Raw genomic sequence first — 21,374 nt, 5'->3', positions numbered from 1 at the left:
CTTACTTGTACCTGATAGCCGGATTAATGGCGGCATACAGCACGTCCACCACTAAATTAATAAGAATAAACTCCAGCGAAAACAGGAGGACCTCCGCCTGAATCACCGGATAGTCGCGCATCTCCACCGAGTCCACCAGCAGACGCCCGAGGCCTGGCCAGTTAAAGACCTTCTCCACCACGATTGAACCGCCGAGCAAAAAGCCGAACTGCAGGCCCATCATGGTGACGACAGGAATCATCGCGTTACGCAGGCCGTGCTTGAGCACCACCAGCGTTTCGCTGACGCCTTTCGCCCGCGCGGTACGCATGTAATCTTCATGCAGGACATCGACGAACGAGGCGCGGGTAAAGCGCGCCATTACCGCCGCCACCGCCGCGCCCAGGGTCAGCGAAGGCAGAATATAGTGGCGCCAGCTGTCCGCACCCACCGTCGGCAGCCAGCCCAGCTCAACGGAAAAGACCTGCATCAGCAGCATGCCGAGCGCGAACGCCGGGAACGAGATGCCGGTTACCGCCAGCGCCATTCCCAGGCGATCCGGCCAGCGGTTGCGCCAGACTGCCGCCACGATCCCCGCCGCCATACCGAAGATCACCGCCCAGCTCATGCTGGCGAGCGTTAACCAGAACGTGGGCATGAAACGGCTGGCGATTTCGCTGCTTACCGGGCGACGCGAGGCCATCGAGGTACCGAAATCCCCCTGCACAATATTGCTGATATAGTGCCAGAACTGCACGTGCAGCGGCCGATCGAGCCCCAGCTGCTGGCGCACCATTCCCACCACCTGAGCATCGGCTTCCGGCCCGGCAATCAGCCGCGCCGGGTCCCCGGGCAGCATATGCACGAACAGAAACACCAGCACCGCCACAATCAGCAGCGTGGGGATCAGCCCCAGCAGGCGTTTAATCACATAATTGAGCATGCTTCTCCTTGCGCGAAGTCCCCGCAGCCTGCGCCAGGGGACCCACAGCTATCTACTTAAGATCCGCCTGTTCAAAGCTAAATCCGGTATCCGGCTGGATATAGAATCCGGTCAGATTTTTACTGTGCGCCGAGACCAGTTTCTCGACCACCAGCGGCACCCACGGCGACTCTTTCCAGATAGTATCCTGCGCGTCTTTATACAGCCGCGTTTTTTCCTGCGCATCGGTGGTTTTCAGCGCGTCGTTGAGGTCTTTATCCACCTGGGGATTGCTATAGAAAGCCGTATTGAACAGGGTCGGCGGCCAGTTCTGCGACGCGAACAGCGGCGACAGCGCCCAGTCCGCTTCTCCGGTCGACGCCGACCAGCCGGTATAGAACATGCGTACGCCGCTCTCTTTCTGCCCCTTACCTTCCACTTCCGCCGCGCGCTGGCCCGCATCCATCGCCGTCAGCTGCGCCTTAATGCCCACCTGCGCCAGCTGCTGCTGGGTAAACTGCAGCACTTTCTGCGCCGTACTGTGGTTGTGCGACGACCACAGCGTGGTGCTAAATCCATTCGGATAGCCCGCCTCTTTCAGCAGCTCGCGAGCCTTCGCCGGATCGTACGGCCAGGCACTGTAGCTTTCAGCGTAGGCAATTGACGGCGGCACCACGCCGGTCGCCGGGGTGGCATAGCCCGCAAAGGCGACTTTTACCAGCGCCTGACGGTTAATGGCGTAGTTAATCGCCTCGCGCACTTTCGGGTTATCAAACGGCTTCTGCGTCACGTTCATGCTGATATAGCGCTGCATGATCGACGGGCTGGCCACCAGCTCCAGCTTGCTGTTTTTCGCCAGCAGCGGCGCCTGCTCGTAAGGGATCGGAAACGCAAACTGCGCTTCGCCGGTCTGCAGCATCGCCGCGCGGGTATTGTTATCCACGACCGGACGCCAGGTGATGGAGTCCAGCTTCGGCAGCCCCGGCTGCCAGTAACCGGCGAACTTCTTCACTTTAACGAAGTCGGTCTGATTCCAGGTGTCGAGCTGGTACGGGCCGGTGCCAACCGGATGGAAACCAATCTCTTTACCATATTTCTTCAGCGCCGCCGGAGAAATCATCGCCGTCGCCGGGTGGGCCAGGATATTGATAAACGCCGAGAAAGGTTGTTTGAGGGTGATTTTCACCGTTGTCGGGTCAACCGCCTCGGTGCTGGCGATATTTTTATACAGATTATAGCGCTTGAGATGATTTTCCGGATTGCTGGCGCGATCGAGGTTCGCCTTAACCGCTTCAGCATTGAAGTCGGTTCCGTCCTGGAACTTCACCCCCGGATGCAGCTTAATGGTATACACCAGGCCGTCCGGGGAAACGGTATAGCTTTCCGCCAGCACGTTTTGCAATTTCATCTCTTTATCAAGGCCGAACAGCCCCTGATAGAAGGACTTCGCGACGGCCTGCGACAGCGTGTCGTTAGCATCATACGGGTCGAGGGTCGTAAAGTTAGAGCCGACCGCCACCACCACATCTTTTGCGGCAAAGGCCGGAGCCGCTGTCAGCGCCGAAGCGACGCCCAGCGCCAACAGCCATTTGCCTGAAACGCGTTGAGTCATGTTGTTCTCCTGAAATGCTGCATTATTGGTGTCGTTGTTAGCGCGCCAGCACGTCGGCGGCGGGCTCTCTGGCGACAAAGTGCCCCGGTCCCACCTGCTGTAACGGCGTACCGATCCCCTCTTCGCCGCGCTTAAAGATGTTGCCCGGCAGCTCGTCTGAGAGCAGCACGCGCTGCGGACGACGATGCGCAGGATCGGCCACCGGAACGGCGGCCATCAGTTTACGGGTATAGGGGTGCTGCGGGTTTTCAAACACGGCGCGGCGCGGGCCGATCTCGACAATGCGCCCGCGATACATCACCGCCACGCGGTGGCTGATGCGCTCAACCACCGCCATGTCATGGGAGATAAACAGAAATGCGATACCCATCTCACGCTGTAGATCGAGCATCAGATTGATAATTTGCGCGCGAATCGACACATCAAGCGCCGATACCGACTCATCGGCAATCACCACTTTCGGATTGAGCGCCAGCGCGCGGGCAATACAGATGCGCTGCCGCTGGCCGCCGGAAAACTCGTGCGGATAGCGCCACGCATGCTCCGGATCCAGCCCGACGCGTTCCAGCAGCCAGCTGACCCGCTCACGAGCGGCATCGCCCTCCAGCAGCCGATGCACGCGCAGCGGTTCCATAATCGAATAGCCCACCGTTTGCCGTGGGTCGAGGGAAGCGTAGGGGTCCTGAAAGATAAACTGGATATCGCGGCGCAGCGCCTGAAGCTTACTGCCCGTCAGCGTATCAATCCGCTGGCCGTTGAAGGTGATGCTGCCGCCCTGAGTTTCCACCAGCCGCAGCAGCGCCCGGCCGGTCGTTGATTTACCGCAGCCGGACTCTCCCACCAGGCTCAGGGTTTCGCCGGGCCATAAATCAAAGCTGACCTTTTCGACCGCATGCACCTCGCGGGTAATGCGGTTGAGAATACCGCTACGCAGCGGGAAGCGCGCCACCAGATCGCGAACTTTCAGGATCGGTTCCCCGGGCACAACGGTATTCTGCCCCTCCGGCGACGGGCTCTGGTTTAACAGCGGGAAGCGGCGCGGCAGTGAAGTGCCGCGCATTGCCCCCAGCCGCGGTACCGCGGCCAGCAGCGCCTGAGTATAAGGGTGCTTCGGGGCGCGGAAAATCTCCTCCACGCTGCCGGTTTCCACCGCTTCGCCGCGATACATCACCAGCACGCGGTCGGCGATATCGGCGACCACGCCCATATCGTGGGTAATAAAGATAACGCCCATCGCCATCTCTTTTTGCAGGACGGCAATCAGCTGTAAAATCTGCGCCTGGATAGTCACGTCCAGCGCGGTGGTCGGTTCATCGGCAATCAGCACAGCCGGTCGGCAGGAGAGCGCCATGGCGATCATCACCCGCTGACGCATCCCGCCGGAAAGCTGATGCGGATAGCGCGAGAGCATGGCTTCCGCTTCCGGAATGCGCACCTGATCGAGCATTTTCTTCGCTTCGCGCAGGGCCTCATCATGCTTCAGCCCCTGGTGTAAGCGGATAGATTCGGCAATCTGTTCACCGATGGTGAAGACCGGATTCAGCGACGTCATCGGCTCCTGGAAGATCATCGCCATATCCGCGCCGCGCACGCCACGCATCTCGGTTTCAGACTGTTCGCTCAGCTCAATCACCTGCCGGCTGCGACGACGCAGCAGCAGCGCATCGCTGCGCACTTCGCTGACCGCCTGGTCGAGCAGGCGCATCAGCGCCAGGGACGTCACCGACTTCCCGGAGCCGGACTCGCCGACAATCGCCAGCGTCTCGCCGCGCCGCAGGGTAAACGACAGGTCGCGGACGGCGGAAAAAGCCTGCTGCTGCTGATTGAACACGACGTTCAGGCCGCGCACCTGCAGAACATCATCGGCATCGATTTCTTGACTATGCGGCAACGCCCTTTCCTCTTATTCGCGATAAATACCAATCGTGGGCGTATCGCCCGCATAACACCAGGCCCGGTACATGCCTTCACTATTAAACGGCAGCGCCACGTTGCCTTCTCTGTCGATGGCGATCAGGCCGCCGCTGCCGCCCAGCGCCGGAAGTTTCTCCATCACCACCCTTTCGCAGGCCTCCTGCAGGCTGAGCTGGCTATACTCCATCAGCGCCGAAATATCGTAGGCCGCGAGCGTACGTATAAACACTTCGCCGGTACCGGTACAGGAAACGGCGACGCTGGCGTTATTGGCATAGCAGCCCGCACCGGGCAGCGGGCTGTCGCCGACGCGTCCCGGTAGCTTATTGGTCATGCCGCCGGTGGAGGTCGCCGCCGCGAGGTTGCCCGCCAGATCCATCGCGACCGCGCCGACGGTGCCCATTTTGTGCCGTTCATCCAGCGGCGCGGCGTGGTGATCGAGCACGATATCGTCGCCCTCCTGCGCCTGACGCAGCTGCAGCAAACGCTCGGGGGTCGAAAACAGGCTGTTATCGACCCGCGCCATACCGCGGGAAGCGGCAAACGCTTCCGCCCCCTCGCCAATCAACAGCACGTGCGGGCTTTGCTCCAGCACCAGACGCGCCGCCAGCACAGGATTGCGTAAATGCTGAACCCCGGCCACGGCCCCCGCCTGTAAGCTGTAACCATCCATCACGCAGGCATCGAGCTCATGGCGACTATCGCGGGTAAATACGGAGCCAATACCGGCGTTAAATAACGGACACTCCTCCAGCAGCCGGACCGCTTCGGTTACCGTATCCAGCGCGCTGGCCCCGGCCGCCAGCATTTTTTGTCCACTATCGACAATCGCCGACAGCGCCGCCACGTACTCCCGCTCGCGCGCCGGCGTCATCTGCGCGCGGCTAATCGCCCCGGCCCCGCCGTGAATTGCTATAACCGCCTTACCCATTGCGCCATTCCTTAACGATAAAGTGTATAAATATCATTATCGTGCTGACTGTCCTATACAATTTTTGAATATAGAAAGAGCGGACGGTGATGTAAAGCTTGTCGCCAGATGGGTTATAGCCCGTCTCTCTTTTCTGCCATAATAGGCGTTTTCGATGTTTGCCCGCAGGAGAAACCCATGGATTTTACCGCCGGACTGATGCCGCTCGACACAGCCCTGACCCAGATGCTCACTCGTATTACGCCGCTGAATGCGACGGATACCGTACCGCTGTTGCAGGCCTTTTCGCGCGTGACCGCCCATGATCTCGTTTCGCCGCTTAACGTTCCCGGTTTTGATAACTCGGCAATGGACGGCTACGCCGTGCGCCTGGCGGATCTCACCGACGGCGCAGCGCTGCCGGTGGCCGGCAAGGCCTTCGCCGGTCAACCCTTTGATGACGTCTGGCCCGCGGGCACCTGTATCCGCATTATGACCGGCGCGCCGGTGCCGGAAGGCTGCGACGCGGTGGTGATGCAGGAGCAGGCCGAACAAACCGATGAGGGTATCCGCTTCCTCGCCCCGGTGAAAAACGGGCAGAATATTCGTCGTCTTGGCGAAGACATAGCCCACGGCGCGGTCGTCTTCCCCGCAGGTACCCGCCTGACCGCCGCCGAGCTGCCGGTCATCGCCTCGCTGGGAATTGCCGAGGTTGACGTGGTGCGTAAAGTGCGGGTGGCGGTCTTCTCCACCGGCGATGAGCTCCAGCTGCCGGGCCAGCCGCTGGCCGACGGGCAAATTTACGATACCAACCGCCTGGCGGTGCACCTGATGCTGCAGGAGCTGGGCTGCGAGGTCATTAACCTCGGCATTATTCCCGACGACCCGGCTAAGCTGCGCGAAGCCTTTATTCAGGCTGACCAGCAGGCCGACGTGGTGATTAGTTCCGGCGGCGTTTCCGTCGGCGAGGCGGACTACACCAAAGCGATCCTCGAAGAGCTGGGGGAAATCGGCTTCTGGAAGCTGGCGATTAAGCCGGGTAAACCTTTCGCTTTCGGCAAGCTCAACCACAGCTGGTTCTGCGGCCTGCCCGGCAACCCGGTTTCCGCAACGCTGACCTTCTACCAATTGGTTCAGCCGCTGCTGGCGAAGCTGTCCGGCAACGTCGGGCAAGCTCAGCCGATGCGCCTGCGCGTTCGCACCGCCTCCGGCCTGAAGAAATCGCCGGGCCGCCTCGATTTTCAGCGCGGCGTGCTGCAGCGCGGTCCGGACGGCGAGCTGGTGGTTAGCAGCACCGGTCACCAGGGCTCGCATATCTTCAGTTCATTCAGCCTCGGCAACTGCTTTATCGTTCTCGAACGCGAGCGCGGCAACGTGGAAGCGGGCGAATGGGTGGAAGTCGAGCCGTTTAATCATCTGTTCGGAGGGCTGTAATGGGCGTGGAGCTGAGCGATGCGGAGATGCTGCGCTATAACCGGCAGATTATTCTCCGCGATTTCGATTTTGACGGTCAGGAGCAGCTGAAAGCCTCCCGCGTGCTGGTCGTCGGCCTCGGTGGGCTGGGCTGCGCCGCCGCGCAGTATCTGGCGGCGGCAGGCGTCGGCCAGCTAACCCTGCTCGATTTCGACACCGTCTCGCTCTCCAACCTTCAGCGCCAGACGCTGCACAGCGACGACACCATCGGCCAGCCGAAGGTCGACTCCGCCCGCGCCGCGCTGGCGCGGATTAATCCCCACGTTCAGCTCACGGCGCTCAACGCGCGGCTGGAAGACGAGGCGCTGGCGGCGCAAATCGCCGCCCACGATCTGGTGCTCGACTGTACCGACAACGTCGCGATCCGTAACCAGCTCAACGCCGGATGTTTCCGCCATAAAACGCCGCTGGTCTCCGGCGCGGCGATTCGCATGGAAGGGCAAATCAGCGTCTTTACGTATCAGGAAGATGAACCCTGCTACCGCTGCCTGAGCCGCCTGTTTGGCGAAAACGCCCTCACCTGCGTCGAAGCCGGCGTCATGGCGCCGCTGGTCGGCACCATCGGTTCGCTGCAGGCGATGGAAGCGATTAAGCTGCTGACCCGCTATGGCAGCCCGGCAACGGGAAAAATCATCATGTACGACGCCATGCGCTGTCAGTTCCGTGAAATGAGGCTGCCGCGTAACCCTCACTGCGAGGTGTGCGGTACGCCCTGACCCTCTCCGGCGGCGCTGTCGCCGGATGTGTTGTGACCCGCAGCGGCATTTTAACCTTCATTCTCCTCCCTCTTTCTGCTTGTTGATTTATATCAATACAACTTTCATTCGAAAGTAATTTAATCTTCATATGCAAACAAGAGGGTGAATCATGATCTTCAACATTCAGCGTTATTCAACCCATGACGGCCCGGGGATCCGCACTGTCGTCTTCCTCAAAGGGTGTTCGCTGGGCTGCCGCTGGTGCCAGAATCCGGAAAGCCGCGCCCGCACGGCGGATTTGCTGTATGACGTCCGCCTTTGCCTGGACGGCTGCGACCTCTGCCAGCAGGCTGCGCCGGAGGTGATTACCCGCAAGCTTGACGGTCTGATTATCCACCGCGAAAAGCTCACCGATGCGCATATCGGCAAATTGCGCGACTGCTGCCCGACCACGGCATTAACCGTGTGCGGCGAAGAGAAAAGCGTCGACGAGATTATGGCCACGGTACTGCGCGACAAGCCATTCTACGATCGCAGCGGCGGCGGCGTCACGCTTTCCGGCGGCGAGCCGTTTATGAATCCCGGGCTGGCCCGACAGCTGTTTGAGGCCAGCCACAACGCGGGGATCCACACCGCGGTCGAAACCTGTCTGCACGTGCCGTGGAAATACGTTGAGCCTTCTTTGCCGTTTATCGACCTGTTTCTCGCCGACCTCAAGCACGTTAACGAAGCGATTTTCCAGCAATGGACGGACGGCAGCGCCCGCCGGGTGCTGGATAACCTGCAGCGCGTCGCGCAGGCCGGAAAGAAAATCATCATTCGCGTGCCGTTGATCCAGGGCTTTAACGCTAATGAAAGCGATATTGCCGCTATTACCGATTTTGCCGCTGACCGTTTACAGGTTGGCGAGATCCACTTCCTGCCTTACCACACCTTAGGCATGAATAAATACCAATTACTCAGTCAGCCCTATACCGCTCCGGACAAACCGCTTGCTGCCCCCGAGCTGCTCGCCTTCGCGCAGCGCTATGCTCAGAGCAAAGGTTTAACGGCGACTCTACGAGGATAACCCTATGACAACGTTGAAACTGGATACTCTGAGCCCGCGCATTCAGGCGCATAAAATGGCGCTGGTGCATATCGTTAAGCCGCCGGTCTGTACCGAGCGCGCCCTGCACTATACCGAAGCCTATCAGCAGCACCTGGATAAACCGATCCCGGTACGCCGCGCGCTGGCGCTGGCTCATCACCTGGCGGAACGCACGATCTGGATTAAGCACGATGAACTGATTGTCGGCAACCAGGCCAGCGAAGTTCGCGCGGCGCCCATCTTCCCGGAATACACCGTAAGCTGGATCGAAAAAGAGATCGACGACCTCGCCGATCGCCCCGGCGCCGGTTTTGCCGTTAGCGAAGAGAACAAACGCGTGCTCCATGAAGTGTGCCCGTGGTGGCGCGGCCAAACCGTTCAGGATCGCTGCTACGGCATGTTTACCGACGAGCAAAAAGCGCTGCTGGCGACCGGCATTATCAAAGCCGAAGGCAATATGACCTCCGGCGACGCTCACCTTGCGGTTAACTATCCGCTGCTGCTGGAAAAAGGCCTCGACGGCATGCGGGCAAAAGTCGCCGAGCGCCGTTCGCGCATTAACCTGACCGTGCTGGAAGATCTGCACGGCGAGCAGTTCCTTAAAGCCATTGATATCGTGCTGGAAGCGGTCAGCGAACACTGTAAGCGCTATGCCGGGCTGGCGCGCAGCATGGCCGCGACGGAGAGCCGCGAATCCCGCCGCGACGAGCTGCTGGCGATAGCCGAAAACTGCGATATTATCGCCCACGAGCCGCCGAAAACTTTCTGGCAGGCGCTGCAGCTGTGCTATTTCATCCAGCTGATTCTGCAGATCGAATCCAACGGTCACTCGGTCTCTTTCGGCCGTATGGACCAGTATCTCTACCCTTACTATCGCCGCGACGTTGAGCTGGCACAATCATTGGATCGCGAACACGCCATTGAGCTGCTGCACTGCTGCTGGCTGAAGCTGCTGGAAGTGAACAAAATTCGCTCCGGCTCGCACTCTAAGGCTTCCGCCGGTAGCCCGCTGTACCAGAACGTCACCATCGGCGGCCAGAATCTGGTGGACGGCAACGCGCAGGACGCGGTGAATCCGCTCTCCTACGCCATCCTGGAATCCTGCGGTCGGCTGCGTTCGACTCAGCCTAACCTCAGCGTGCGCTATCACGCGGGCATGAGCAACGACTTCCTCGACGCCTGCGTGCAGGTGATCCGCTGCGGCTTCGGTATGCCGGCGTTCAACAACGATGAAATCGTCATCCCGGAATTTATCAAACTGGGGATTGAGCCGCAGGACGCGTACGACTATGCCGCTATCGGCTGCATCGAAACCGCCGTCGGCGGTAAATGGGGCTATCGCTGCACCGGGATGAGCTTTATCAACTTCGCCCGCGTCATGCTGGCAACCCTGGAAGGCGGCCGCGACGCCACCAGCGGCCAGGTTTTCCTGCCGCAGGAACATGCGCTGTCAAAAGGTAACTTCGACAGCTTTGAACAGGTTCTGGCCGACTGGGATACGCAGATCCGCTACTACACGCGCAAATCTATCGAGATTGAGTACGTGGTCGACACCATGCTGGAAGAGAACGTGCACGATATCCTCTGCTCGGCGCTGGTCGATGACTGCATCGAGCGCGCGAAGAGCATCAAGCAGGGCGGCGCGAAATATGACTGGGTATCCGGTCTGCAGGTCGGCATCGCTAACCTCGGCAACAGCCTGGCTGCGGTGAAGAAGCTGGTGTTCGATCAGGGCGTTATTGGCCAGCAGGAGCTGGCAAAGGCGCTGGCTGAAGACTTCGAAGGCCTGACCCACGAACAGCTGCGCCAGCGCTTAATCAACGGCGCGCCGAAATACGGCAACGATGAAGACAGCGTGGATATGCTGCTGGCTCGCGCCTACCAGACCTATATCGACGAGCTGAAGCTGTATCATAACCCGCGCTACGGTCGCGGCCCGATCGGCGGCAACTACTACGCCGGCACCTCGTCCATCTCCGCCAACGTGCCGTTTGGCGCGCAGACCATGGCGACGCCGGATGGCCGTAAAGCGCACTCGCCGCTGGCGGAAGGGGCCAGCCCGGCCTCCGGTACCGACCATCTCGGGCCGACCGCGGTAATCAGCTCGGTGGGCAAACTGCCGACCGGCTCAATCCTCGGCGGCGTACTGCTTAACCAGAAGCTGAACCCGGCCACGCTGGAGAACGAATCCGATAAGCAGAAACTGATGGTGCTGCTGCGCACCTTCTTCGAGGTACACAAAGGCTGGCATATTCAGTACAACATCGTGTCGCGCGAGACGCTGCTGGAAGCGAAGAAACACCCCGACCAGTATCGTGATTTAGTGGTCCGCGTGGCCGGTTACTCGGCATTCTTTACCGCCCTCTCGCCGGATGCTCAGGACGATATTATCGCCCGTACCGAGCATACGCTGTAAATCTCATTCCCCGGCTTGCGCTGCGCTTAGCCGGGCTACAGGTTCGAAGCCGTTTGCGGGCCGGTAGCCCGGGTAAGGCGTTTACGCCGCAATCCGGGTTTTACGCTGCACAGAGGTGAACGCAAACTTTCATTCGAAATAAATTTGTGCTCCCCATCACATTGTAATTAGAATGTTACTGGTCGAAGTTAAGCCAGGAGCATGTGTTATGACCGTTAAAGTTATCGTCACCGATATGGACGGAACTTTTCTCAATGACGCCAAGCAGTATGACCGCTCGCGTTTTCTCGCGCAGTTCGCGCAACTCCAGCAGCAGGGTATTGAGTTCGTGGTCGCCAGCGGCAACCAGTACTACCAGCTGATCTCTTTTTTCCCGGAAATCCGTGAACAAATCTCCTTTGTTGCCGAGAACGGCGCGCTGGTTTACGAACGCGGTCAACAGCTGTTCCACGGCGAACTCACCCGGCATGAATCCCAGGTCGTCATCGGCGAACTGCTGAAAGACCCGCAGCTCAACTTCGTCGCCTGCGGCCTCGAGAGCGCTTACGTCAGCGAGCGCGCGCCCGAGGCGTTCGTCACCCTGATGTCAAAGCACTACCATCGCCTGCAGCGCATTAGCAGCTATCATGACATCGACGACACGCTGTTTAAGTTTTCCCTTAACCTGCCGGATAGCGAAATCCCGCAGCTTATCGACAAACTGCACGTCTCGCTGGACGGCATCATGAAGCCGGTCACCAGCGGCTTCGGCTTCGTCGATTTGATTATCCCCGGCCTGCATAAAGCTAACGGCATCAGCCGTCTGCTGAAGCGCTGGAACATCTCGCCGCAGGCCTGCGTGGCCATTGGCGACAGCGCTAACGATACGGAAATGCTCAAGCTGGTGAAATACTCTTTCGCGATGGCCAACGCCGCCGAAAGCATCAAGGCGGTGTCGCGTTTTGCCACCGATGATAACAACCACGACGGCGCGCTGAACGTCATTCAGGCCGTCCTCGACCACGCCGCCCCGTTCAACGAGTAACGCCACCCGGGGTTTACCGCCCCGGCTTCCCGTTTTGTGCACCTCCGCATAATTTTAAACTTGCATTAACTTAATTTTAACTTAAATTATCACATGTAAGATATATTACTTTCGAATGAAAGATGAGAGGTCATTATGGCTGTTACCCATACCTGTGAAACTTTGCCCGCCGACCCCAAAGCGGCCATCCGCCGGATTAAACAGGATCTGCGGGCGCAAATTGGCGACGTGCAGGCGGTGTTCGATCGGCTGACGGCGCGTATTGCCGCGCGTCTGGAAGAGATTGACGCCCTTAAGGCCAGCGGTCAGGACGTCTGGCCGACGATCCCGTTCGCCGATATTGCCCGGGGCCAGGTCACGGAAGCCCAGCGCGAGCTCATCAAGCGTCGCGGCTGCGCGGTTATCAAGGGCCATTTTTCTCGCGAACAGGCGCTGGCGTGGGACAACGCAATGCTCGAGTATCTCGACCGCAACCATTTCGATGACGTTTATAAAGGTCCCGGCGATACTTTTTTCGGATCGCTGGAAGCTTCGCGCCCGGAAATCTATCCGATTTACTGGTCCCAGGCGCAGATGCAGGCGCGACAGAGCGATGAAATGGCCGCCGTGCAGTCGTTCCTCAACCGTCTGTGGACCTTTAACCGCGACGGCAAGCAGTGGTTCGACCCGGACGTTAGCGTCATTTACCCGGACCGCATTCGCCGCCGCCCGCCGGGAACCACCTCGAAAGGATTGGGGGCGCATACCGATTCCGGCGCCCTGGAGCGCTGGCTGCTGCCGGCCTATCAGAAAGTGTTTGCCGACGTGTTTAACGGCAACATTGATGCTTACGATCCGTGGGACGCGGCGCACCGCACCGAAGTCGAAGAGTATACGGTCGACAACACCACCAAATGCTCGGTGTTCCGCACCTTCCAGGGGTGGACCGCGCTCTCCGATATGATCCCCGATCAGGGTCTGCTGCACGTGGTGCCGATCCCGGAAGCGATGGCTTACGTGCTGCTGCGTCCGCTGCTCGATGATGTCCCGGAAGATGAGCTATGCGGCGTCGCGCCGGGCAAGGTGCTGCCGATTTCGGAAAAATGGCACCCGCTGCTGATCAAAGCCTTAAGCTCGATTCCGGCGCTGAATGCGGGCGATTCGGTATGGTGGCACTGCGACGTGATCCACTCGGTCGCGCCGGTGGAAAATCAGCAGGGCTGGGGCAACGTGATGTATATTCCCGCCGCGCCAATGTGTGAGAAAAACCTCGCCTACGCGCAGAAGGTCAAAGCGGCGCTGGCGCGCGGCGCTTCGCCGGGAGATTTCCCCCGCGAGGATTATGAAAGCGACTGGGAAGGCCGCTTTACGCTGGATGACTTAAATATCCACGGTAAGCGCGCGCTGGGGATGGCGAATTAATCATCATATAACCCCTTCGCTTCAACGGCGGTACGGCGGTTACCGGCGCGTATCCGCCGCACCGAATCGCGTACCGCCAGCGTCCCGTGCAGGAGTAACGCACCGTGCGGCGCATCGGGACGGATCAGCCTCTGCTGTAATAGATGTACCGCTTCGACCCCTAATTCATCGCGTGGGACGTGGACGGCGGTTAGCGGTACATCCTGGATCGCCGCCAGGTTAAAGCCGTCGATGCTCATGACGGAAACATCCTGCGGGACGCGCAAACCGCGTTTTTGTAATGCGGCGATCGTGCCTGCCGCCATAAAATCACCGCCCACCAGAAATGCCGTCGGCAGCGGGCTATCGCCGCGCTGATCCAGCCACTCCCCGACTTTTTCCTCGGTATCCCTGGCGCTGAAGTTGGCCACAGCGAGTAAATCCCTGCCGTCAACGAAACGGAGATTCCGCGCCCGCCATGCCTGCTTAATGCCCAGCAGACGCAGCTCCATGGTATAGCGGCGCAGGCACATCACGTTCATGATCGCCTGATGCCCCATCTCAAACAGATACCGGGCGGCGAACTGGCCGATCAGCCGATGATCCGGCGCGACGGAGGGTAAACGCATTCCCGCGTCGTGGCAGTTAATCATCACGCAGGGCTTCGCCAGATCGGCCGCCAGATCGTGAATATGCGGATCGTCGATACCCAGTAAAATCGCGGCCTGGGTCGATGCTTCATGCATGCGCTGCAAAAACAAATTGGCATCGCTGTCGTTCTCTTCCAGCGCGCAATAGCGCAGGTGTACCTCATGCGGCATAAGAGCGCTATTGATGCTTTGAATCACCCGATAGTAGTAAATATCCGTGCGTTCATCGAAAGCGCGCTGAGGGGCAAAGACCACCAGATTATTGAGCAGCATTCGCCCGGCGGCGATACCCTCCATCACGCCCAGCTCGCGGGCGCACTCCAGTACCCTCTGGCGAGCCCTGGCGCTGGTATTCGCTTTTCCCGCCAGCACCCGCGATACCGTGCTCACCGACAGCCCCGTACGCGCCGCGATTTCGCTCACTTTCAGCTTTTTGTCCATTTTGTGATCGCGCTCTACTTTGTTCATGAAAAAATTTTCATATTAAGAATGTGAATATTTTTAAGCGATTTGGCGATGTCATACTGCGATCTGGATCGTCCCATGAAAATATTTGCAAAATTGTCGCTATTGCCCGCTCGTATTCTCCCTTAGCCTGAATTGGTCCAACACCTTTGAGATTAGTCAACCAATAGTGTCGAGACATCAACCTTAACAAACAACGAAATAAAAAATTTTAGCGACAACTCAGCAAGCGGGTTGGTCAATTTTCCCTACTACATGTCTCGTGGAGAGTTCTATGAGCCAAGGCCTCAATAATGATATGGCGGTCAGCAAATCGCGCCGCATAGTGAAGAACCTGCGCTGGTGGATGCTGGTGCTGTTTTTACTCGGCGTCACCGTTAACTACATCACGCGTAATTCGTTGGGGATTATCGCCCCGGAACTAAAAACCTCCCTGGGTATTACCACTGAACAGTACTCATGGATAGTCGGCGCTTTTCAGCTGGCGTACACCATTTTCCAGCCGCTCTGCGGCTGGCTTATCGACGTTATTGGCCTCAAGCTCGGCTTTATGATCTGCGCCACCCTGTGGGCCATCGCCTGCATCGCCCATGCCGGGGCGGGGAGCTGGCTGCACCTGGCGATTCTGCGCTTTTTCATGGGCGGCGCTGAGGCGGCGGCGACGCCAGCCAACGCCAAAACGCTGGGTGAGTGGTTTCCAAAATCCGAGCGGCCGATCGCGGCAGGCTGGGCGGGCGTCGGCTTCTCCGTGGGCGCCATGCTGGCGCCGCCGATTATCTACTTCGCACACGCTTCGTTCGGCTGGCAGGGGGCATTCATGTTCACCGGCGCGCTGGCGTTGCTGTGGGTCGTGCTGTGGTGGGCGTTCTATCATAACCCGGAAAAACACCCTAACCTCGGCAAAGCTGAGCTGGCGCTGATCCAGCAGGACAATGAAGCGCCGCCGGTTAAGCTGCCCTTCTTTACCGCGCTGAAAACCGTATCGAAAAACAAGCGCTTCTACGGTATCGCCATTCCGGCCTTTATGGCTGAGCCCGCCTGGGCGGTGCTGAGCTTCTGGGTACCGCTCTACCTGGCGAAAGAGCACGGCATGGATTTAAAACAAATCGCCATGTTTGCCTGGCTGCCGTTTCTGGCGGCCGACCTCGGCAGCGTCGCCAGCGGCTATCTGACCAAACTGTATACCCGCTGGTTCGGCTGTTCGCGGGTGAACTCGGTGGTCGCCAGCTCCGTCACCGGCGCCTTCCTGATGATTTCGCTCGCCACCGTGGCGATCACCCGCGATCCCTATATCACCATCGTGCTGATTTCGATAGGCGGCTTCGGCCACCAGATCATCTCCTGCATGCTCAGCGCGCTGGTGGTGGAGTCGTTCGATAAAGGACAGATGGCGACCGTGAACGGGATGCGCGGCTCCGCCGCCTGGATCGCCAGCTTTCTGTTCTCGCTGTTGATTGGCGTCACCGCCGACAAAATCGGCTTCAACCCGCTATTTATCGCCATGGGGTTCTTTGACCTGATTGGCGCGGTATTCCTGGTGGCATTTATTGCTGAACGTCGCGCAAAACGCGCCTGAGAGTGGATGTAAAAAAATGAAGACTTTGAAAAACTGGACTTTGCACCAACGGCAGAACCACCACGTTGAGCTGATCGTAGACGGCCAGCACACCCTGTGTCTGTACGTGCTGGAAGAGAATATGTTCCGCGTGCTGCTAAAGCGGCACGGCCAGCTGGCGCTGGATCGCACCTGGAGTATCGCTCCCCAGCAGGACGTGCCGTGGGAAGGACGCCCGCGCGAAGATTTGAGCGGCTTTAGCCTCCCCGCCTGGCAGCTCACAGAGCATAGCGATACCCTGAGCATCGCCACCGACCAGCTGCGCGTCACCGTCCACCAGCCTCTGTGGCTGGAATGGAGCTATCGCGATGAGGCCGGCGAGTGGCAGCCGCTGGTTAACGACCGCCCCACCAGCGCCTACCTGGCGAATGCGCACGGCGACGGCGTTGCCCACTACCTGAGCCGACGCAAAGACGAACGCTTCTACGGTCTGGGCGAAAAAACCGGCGATCTGCAGCGTAACGGAAAGCGCTATGAGATGCGTAACCTCGACGCCATGGGCTATAACGCGGCGAGCACCGACCCGCTGTACAAACATATTCCGTTTACCATCGCGCAGCGTAGCGATGTCAGCTACGGTCTGTTTTACGACAATCTGAGCAGCTGCTGGCTGGATCTCGGCAACGAAATCGATAATTACCATACCGCCTATCGCCGCTGGCAGGCGGAAGCCGGCGACATCGATTACTATCTTTTTTCCGGCAAACGGGTACTGGATATCACCAAAGCGTTCGTACGCCTGACCGGCAAAACGCTGTTCGGGCCGAAATGGAGTCTCGGCTACAGCGGTTCGACGATGCACTACACCGACGCGCCGGATGCACAAAACCAGCTGATGAACTTCATCCGCCTGTGTGATGAACACGCCATTCCGTGTGATTCGTTCCAGCTCTCTTCCGGCTATACCTCGATTGACGGCAAGCGCTACGTCTTTAACTGGAACAACGATAAGGTGCCGCAGCCGAAGGTGATGAGCCAGGCCTTCCATGATGCCGGACTGAAGCTCGCCGCCAATATTAAGCCCTGCCTGCTGCAGGACCATCCGCGCTACAACGAGGTCGCGGAGCGCGGGCTTTTTATCCGCGATTCACAGGCGGATACTCCCGAGCGCTCCAGCTTCTGGGATGACGAAGGGTCGCACCTTGACTTTACCAACCCGCAGACCGTCGCCTGGTGGCAGGAAGGCGTGACAACCCAGCTGCTGGAGATGGGCATCGACTCCACGTGGAACGATAATAACGAGTATGAAGTCTGGGACGGCGAAGCCCGCTGTTACGGGTTTGGCGAGGAAATTGCCATTAAACATATTCGCCCGGTCATGCCGCTACTGATGATGCGCGCGTCGCTGGAGGCTCAGCAGCGCTTTGCGCCGCACAAACGACCGTACCTGATCTCTCGCTCCGGCTGCGCCGGGATGCAGCGCTACGTCCAGACCTGGAGCGGCGATAACCGTACCAACTGGGATACGCTGCGCTATAACACTCGCATGGGGCTGGGAATGAGCCTCTCCGGGCTGTTCAACGTCGGACACGATGTTGGCGGCTTCTCTGGCGATAAACCGGACCCGGAGCTGTTCGTGCGCTGGGTACAAAACGGCGTTATGCATCCGCGCTTTACCATTCACTCGTGGAATGACGACCAGACGGTCAACGAAGCCTGGATGTACCCGGAAGTTACGCCGGCTATCCGTTCAGCCATTGAGCTGCGCTATCGTCTGCTGCCGTACCTCTATACGCTACTGTGGCAGGCTCACGCCGACGATGAACCGATGCTGCGTCCGACCTTCCTCGATCACGAACACGATCCGCAGACGTTTGCCGAATGCGACGACTTCCTGCTGGGTCGCGATCTGCTGGTCGCCAGCGTCGTCGAACCCGGCGCGCGTCAGCGCCGCGTCTGGCTGCCGGCCAATCAGGACGGCTGGTACGACTTTGATAGCCACCAGTGGTTCGCGGGAGGCCAGTGGATCGTCCTTGATGCGCCGCTGGAAAAACTGCCGCTGCTGGTTCGCGCCGGAGCAGGCCTGCCGCTGAGCGAGCGTATCCGCCACGTCGATGCGCAAAAAGACGATTGCCGCGAGTTGAAGCTGTTCCCGCTGAAGGGCGTGGGGACTCGTCGCGGCCTGCTGTTTGAAGATGATGGCGAAAGCTGGGGCTATCAGAATGGCCATGCGCTGTGGGTAGAATGGGAAATGGTTTGCGATAGCGCCAGCATTAACCTGAAGGTGAACGCGCGCGGCGATTATCGTCCGGCGTGGAAAGCGCTGAAGGTGTCGTTGCCGGCGGGGGAAAAACGCAGGCTGCTGGTGAACGGTGAAGAAAGGAGCGAGTGGCGGGTGTAGTCCTCACCTTTTTCGCGCTGCCACCGGGGAATTCAGCCATGATGCGCTCTGCTCCCGGGGGCGGCGCTAACGCGCCTTGCCCGGGCTACAGGTTCATCGCCGTCTGTGGGCCGGTAGCCCGGATAAGGCGCAGCAGCGCCGCAATCCGGGACAGACAACAGGAATATTATTCGATACCTTTGCTGCGCAGATAATCTTCGTAGTTACCGGTGAAGTCCACAACGCGCTCCGGCGTAATTTCAATCACTCGGGTCGCCAGCGAGCTCACAAACTCACGGTCGTGGGAAACAAAGATCAGGGTGCCCTGATACATCTCCAGCGCCATGTTCAGCGATTCGATCGATTCCATATCCAGGTGGTTGGTCGGTTCATCCATCACCAGGATATTCGGTTTTTGCATCATCAGCTTACCGAACAGCATACGGCCTTTTTCGCCACCGGAGAGCACTTTCGCCGGCTTCTTGATATCGTCCTGGCTGAACAGCAGACGACCCAGGATGCTGCGCACCGCCTGCTCATCATCGCTTTCCTGCTTCCACTGGCTCATCCACTCGAATACCGTCAGATCGTTTTCAAACTCATATTCATGATCCTGCGCGTAGTAGCCAATCTGCGCGTTCTCAGACCATTTAACGGTACCGTTATCGGGCGTCAGATCGCCGACCAGGGTTTTCAGCATCGTGGATTTACCCACGCCGTTAGCGCCCAGAATGGCAAGCTTCTCCCCCACTTCCAGCAGCAGATTGACGTTTTTAAACAGCGGGCCGTTATCAAAGCCTTTCGCCAGCGCTTCCACTTCCAGGGCGTTACGGAACAGCTTCTTATCCTGCTCAAAGCGAATGAACGGGTTCTGACGGCTGGAGGCTTTCACTTCGTCCAGCTTAATTTTGTCAATCTGACGGGCGCGCGAGGTAGCCTGGCGAGATTTAGAGGCGTTGGCGCTAAAGCGGCTGACGAAAGATTGCAGGTCGGCAATCTGCGCTTTTTTCTTGGCGTTGTCCGCCAGCAGACGTTCGCGCGCCTGGGTCGCCGCGGTCATGTACTCATCGTAGTTGCCCGGGTAAACGCGCAGCTCGCCGTAATCCAGATCCGCCATGTGGGTACAGACCATATTCAGGAAGTGACGGTCGTGCGAAATGATGATCATGGTGCTGTCGCGATCGTTGAGGGTCTGCTCCAGCCAGCGGATGGTGTCGATGTCCAGGTTGTTCGTCGGTTCATCAAGCAGCAGAATGTCCGGGTTAGAGAACAGCGCCTGCGCCAGCAGCACGCGCAGCTTCCAGCCGGGAGCGACTTCGCTCATCGGGCCGTAATGCTGTTCAACCGGGATGCCGACGCCGAGCAGCAGTTCGCCAGCGCGCGCTTCAGCAGAGTAACCGTCCATCTCGCCGTACAGCACTTCCAGGTCAGCCACTTTGTAGCCATCTTCTTCGCTCATCTCCGCCAGGGAGTAGATACGATCGCGCTCCTGCTTCACTTCCCACAGCTCGCCGTGGCCCATAATGACCGTATCCAGCACGCTGAACTCTTCAAACGCAAACTGATCCTGACGCAGCTTACCGATACGCTCGTTCGGATCGAGGGAGACGTTGCCCAGCGTCGGCTCAAGATCGCCGCCGAGGATCTTCATAAAGGTGGATTTGCCGCTACCGTTGGCGCCAATCAGGCCGTAACGGTTGCCGCCGCCAAATTTGACGGAAATATTTTCGAACAGCGGCTTACTGCCGAACTGCATGGTGACGTTGCTGGATACTAGCACGGGGTTATCCTGAAAATAGAGAATGAGAAGTGTGATGAACCAGACATTATGCCAGCAAATGCTTCACTTTTCACGGGGCGTTATAAAATCATCAATGACGCCTGTGTTAGGGTCATGTCATATTGCGCGGTTACACTGCTTAATGCGTAATTTTTTACCTTAATCTGGAAGGAACCTATGACCACACTCCCCCGCCATCCGGCTTTCTTATCGCTGCAGGGCGGTATCAACTTTCGTGACCTGGGCGGCCAGCGTACCGCCGACGGCCGTCGCGTGCGTACCGGGAAGTTATTCCGCTCCGGCTCGCTGCATATGATGACGGCAGATGACCTCACCCATCTGGACACGATCCCGCTTAGCCGGGTGATTGATTATCGCGACCCGGGCGAAGTGAATCGCAGCCCCGATAAGCTGAACGAAGCGGCTCACTACCTCAACGCCCCGGCGAATCCGCACGTTCGCGACGTCAACGCCAAAGTCACCGAGCTCAACGCCGCCACCCTGAACGCCCTTAACGGCGAGCAGTTTATGCTGGCGCTCTACCGCCAGCTGCCGTTCAATAACGCCGCTTATCGCCAGCTGGCCGGTTGGCTGATGGAGCCTTTCGACGGCGCGCTGCTGCAGCACTGCGCGGTGGGAAAAGACCGCACCGGCGTTGGCTGCGCGTTGACGCTCTTCGCCCTCGGCTGCGATCGTCATACGGTCATGGAGGAATATCTGCTCACCCAGGGCATGCTGACGCAGGTCGAAGATTTCATGCTCCAGTCCCTCGGCAATGCGCTGACCCCCCGCGGCCGGCAGAACCTGGCGGAAATGATGACGGTGCATGAGTCCTACCTTGCCGCCGCGCTTTCGCAAATCGACGAACGCTACGCCAGCGTCGATGCCTGGCTGGAGAAAGAGTATCAGCTCACGCCGCAGGCGCGAGAAGCGCTCCAGTCGCGGCTTCTGGAGGGGTAATCCCCTCCCGTTTTCAGGCTGCAGAGCCCACGTTGACGGGCTACACTCACGGTCACAGGAAAAAAATGTGATTTCGTACACATCTCATTTACCTGTTTGCCGGAAAGCACATATAATGCGCTCCCATCGACTTCCTGTTTAAACTGATAAAGGCCTGTGCGGCATT

General features: G+C 59.0%; 15 protein-coding genes. 9 read left to right on the top strand and 6 right to left on the bottom strand.

Annotation, left to right across the window (positions count from 1 at the left end; translation table 11 throughout):
• Window position 1: 1 nt before the first annotated feature.
• The 4 genes from gsiC to iaaA are packed head-to-tail and all read right to left on the bottom strand — an operon-like array spanning window position 2 to window position 5,358.
• A complete protein-coding gene (gsiC, locus tag HMPREF1144_RS20225) occupies window positions 2-922 on the bottom strand; it encodes a glutathione ABC transporter permease GsiC (RefSeq protein WP_009653824.1) in 921 nt (306 codons plus the stop codon).
• A gap of 52 nt (window positions 923-974) precedes the next feature.
• Window positions 975-2,513 (bottom strand): glutathione ABC transporter substrate-binding protein GsiB, encoded by a 1,539-nt coding sequence (gene gsiB / locus HMPREF1144_RS20220; protein WP_009653827.1) that lies wholly within the window; start codon window positions 2,511-2,513, stop codon window positions 975-977.
• Between the two features lie 37 nt (window positions 2,514-2,550).
• A complete protein-coding gene (gene gsiA / locus HMPREF1144_RS20215) occupies window positions 2,551-4,404 on the bottom strand; it encodes a glutathione ABC transporter ATP-binding protein GsiA (protein ID WP_009653818.1) in 1,854 nt (617 codons plus the stop codon).
• Window positions 4,405-4,416: 12 nt separating this feature from the next.
• Window positions 4,417-5,358, bottom strand: a complete 942-nt coding sequence (gene iaaA / locus HMPREF1144_RS20210; RefSeq protein ID WP_009653820.1) for a beta-aspartyl-peptidase — start codon at window positions 5,356-5,358, stop codon at window positions 4,417-4,419.
• 177 nt (window positions 5,359-5,535) lie between these two features.
• Here iaaA and moeA point away from each other — a divergent pair, with 177 nt between their 5' ends.
• The 6 genes from moeA to HMPREF1144_RS20180 all read left to right on the top strand — a co-directional run bounded on the left by moeA (window position 5,536) and on the right by HMPREF1144_RS20180 (window position 13,439).
• Window positions 5,536-6,771 (top strand): molybdopterin molybdotransferase MoeA, encoded by a 1,236-nt coding sequence (gene moeA / locus HMPREF1144_RS20205; RefSeq protein WP_009653809.1) that lies wholly within the window; start codon window positions 5,536-5,538, stop codon window positions 6,769-6,771.
• Window positions 6,771-7,526 (top strand): molybdopterin-synthase adenylyltransferase MoeB, encoded by a 756-nt coding sequence (gene moeB / locus HMPREF1144_RS20200; RefSeq protein ID WP_009653805.1) that lies wholly within the window; start codon window positions 6,771-6,773, stop codon window positions 7,524-7,526. The genes moeA and moeB overlap by 1 nt, the downstream gene beginning before the upstream one ends.
• A gap of 151 nt (window positions 7,527-7,677) precedes the next feature.
• Complete coding sequence (locus tag HMPREF1144_RS20195; protein ID WP_009653784.1) at window positions 7,678-8,577, top strand: glycyl-radical enzyme activating protein; 900 nt, start codon at window positions 7,678-7,680, stop codon at window positions 8,575-8,577.
• 4 nt (window positions 8,578-8,581) lie between these two features.
• Window positions 8,582-11,014, top strand: coding sequence for a formate C-acetyltransferase/glycerol dehydratase family glycyl radical enzyme (locus HMPREF1144_RS20190; RefSeq protein ID WP_009653794.1), 2,433 nt, complete (start codon window positions 8,582-8,584; stop codon window positions 11,012-11,014).
• Between the two features lie 208 nt (window positions 11,015-11,222).
• Entirely contained in the window at window positions 11,223-12,038 is an 816-nt protein-coding gene (locus HMPREF1144_RS20185) for a Cof-type HAD-IIB family hydrolase (RefSeq protein ID WP_004849145.1), read from the top strand.
• A gap of 135 nt (window positions 12,039-12,173) precedes the next feature.
• The gene (locus HMPREF1144_RS20180; protein ID WP_004849143.1) at window positions 12,174-13,439 is read left to right on the top strand and encodes a DUF1479 domain-containing protein; all 1,266 of its coding nucleotides are present in this window, start codon (window positions 12,174-12,176) and stop codon (window positions 13,437-13,439) included.
• On the opposite strand, the gene HMPREF1144_RS20175 is transcribed toward HMPREF1144_RS20180, so the two are convergent.
• Window positions 13,436-14,536 (bottom strand): LacI family DNA-binding transcriptional regulator, encoded by a 1,101-nt coding sequence (locus tag HMPREF1144_RS20175; RefSeq protein ID WP_009653838.1) that lies wholly within the window; start codon window positions 14,534-14,536, stop codon window positions 13,436-13,438. The genes HMPREF1144_RS20180 and HMPREF1144_RS20175 overlap by 4 nt on opposite strands.
• A 271-nt stretch (window positions 14,537-14,807) precedes the next feature.
• On the opposite strand from HMPREF1144_RS20175, the gene HMPREF1144_RS20170 reads away from it, so the two are divergent.
• Window positions 14,808-16,109 (top strand): MFS transporter, encoded by a 1,302-nt coding sequence (locus HMPREF1144_RS20170; RefSeq protein WP_004849139.1) that lies wholly within the window; start codon window positions 14,808-14,810, stop codon window positions 16,107-16,109.
• Window positions 16,110-16,125: 16 nt separating this feature from the next.
• Entirely contained in the window at window positions 16,126-18,489 is a 2,364-nt protein-coding gene (locus HMPREF1144_RS20165; protein ID WP_009653792.1) for a TIM-barrel domain-containing protein, read from the top strand.
• A gap of 166 nt (window positions 18,490-18,655) precedes the next feature.
• Here the strand turns inward: HMPREF1144_RS20165 and HMPREF1144_RS20160 are convergent, their stop codons facing one another.
• Complete coding sequence (locus tag HMPREF1144_RS20160; RefSeq protein WP_004849135.1) at window positions 18,656-20,248, bottom strand: ABC-F family ATPase; 1,593 nt, start codon at window positions 20,246-20,248, stop codon at window positions 18,656-18,658.
• A gap of 177 nt (window positions 20,249-20,425) precedes the next feature.
• Here HMPREF1144_RS20160 and HMPREF1144_RS20155 point away from each other — a divergent pair, with 177 nt between their 5' ends.
• A complete protein-coding gene (locus HMPREF1144_RS20155) occupies window positions 20,426-21,208 on the top strand; it encodes a tyrosine-protein phosphatase (protein WP_009653786.1) in 783 nt (260 codons plus the stop codon).
• Window positions 21,209-21,374: the final 166 nt, after the last annotated feature.

Origin of the sequence: Klebsiella sp. OBRC7 (assembly GCF_000293135.1) — a bacterium.
GTDB classification, from domain to species: domain Bacteria; phylum Pseudomonadota; class Gammaproteobacteria; order Enterobacterales; family Enterobacteriaceae; genus Klebsiella; species Klebsiella michiganensis.
This window is presented reverse-complemented; position numbering and strand designations above follow the sequence as displayed.

Coding starts and splice junctions, on each gene's coding strand:
- HMPREF1144_RS20180 (WP_004849143.1), top strand. CDS start 12,174: ATGGCTGTTACCCATACCTGTGAAACTTTGCCCGCCGACCCCAAAGCG.
- gsiC (WP_009653824.1), bottom strand. CDS start 922: ATGCTCAATTATGTGATTAAACGCCTGCTGGGGCTGATCCCCACGCTG.
- HMPREF1144_RS20175 (WP_009653838.1), bottom strand. CDS start 14,536: ATGAACAAAGTAGAGCGCGATCACAAAATGGACAAAAAGCTGAAAGTG.
- HMPREF1144_RS20195 (WP_009653784.1), top strand. CDS start 7,678: ATGATCTTCAACATTCAGCGTTATTCAACCCATGACGGCCCGGGGATC.
- iaaA (WP_009653820.1), bottom strand. CDS start 5,358: ATGGGTAAGGCGGTTATAGCAATTCACGGCGGGGCCGGGGCGATTAGC.
- HMPREF1144_RS20170 (WP_004849139.1), top strand. CDS start 14,808: ATGAGCCAAGGCCTCAATAATGATATGGCGGTCAGCAAATCGCGCCGC.
- gsiB (WP_009653827.1), bottom strand. CDS start 2,513: ATGACTCAACGCGTTTCAGGCAAATGGCTGTTGGCGCTGGGCGTCGCT.
- HMPREF1144_RS20155 (WP_009653786.1), top strand. CDS start 20,426: ATGACCACACTCCCCCGCCATCCGGCTTTCTTATCGCTGCAGGGCGGT.
- HMPREF1144_RS20165 (WP_009653792.1), top strand. CDS start 16,126: ATGAAGACTTTGAAAAACTGGACTTTGCACCAACGGCAGAACCACCAC.
- HMPREF1144_RS20185 (WP_004849145.1), top strand. CDS start 11,223: ATGACCGTTAAAGTTATCGTCACCGATATGGACGGAACTTTTCTCAAT.
- HMPREF1144_RS20190 (WP_009653794.1), top strand. CDS start 8,582: ATGACAACGTTGAAACTGGATACTCTGAGCCCGCGCATTCAGGCGCAT.
- moeB (WP_009653805.1), top strand. CDS start 6,771: ATGGGCGTGGAGCTGAGCGATGCGGAGATGCTGCGCTATAACCGGCAG.
- moeA (WP_009653809.1), top strand. CDS start 5,536: ATGGATTTTACCGCCGGACTGATGCCGCTCGACACAGCCCTGACCCAG.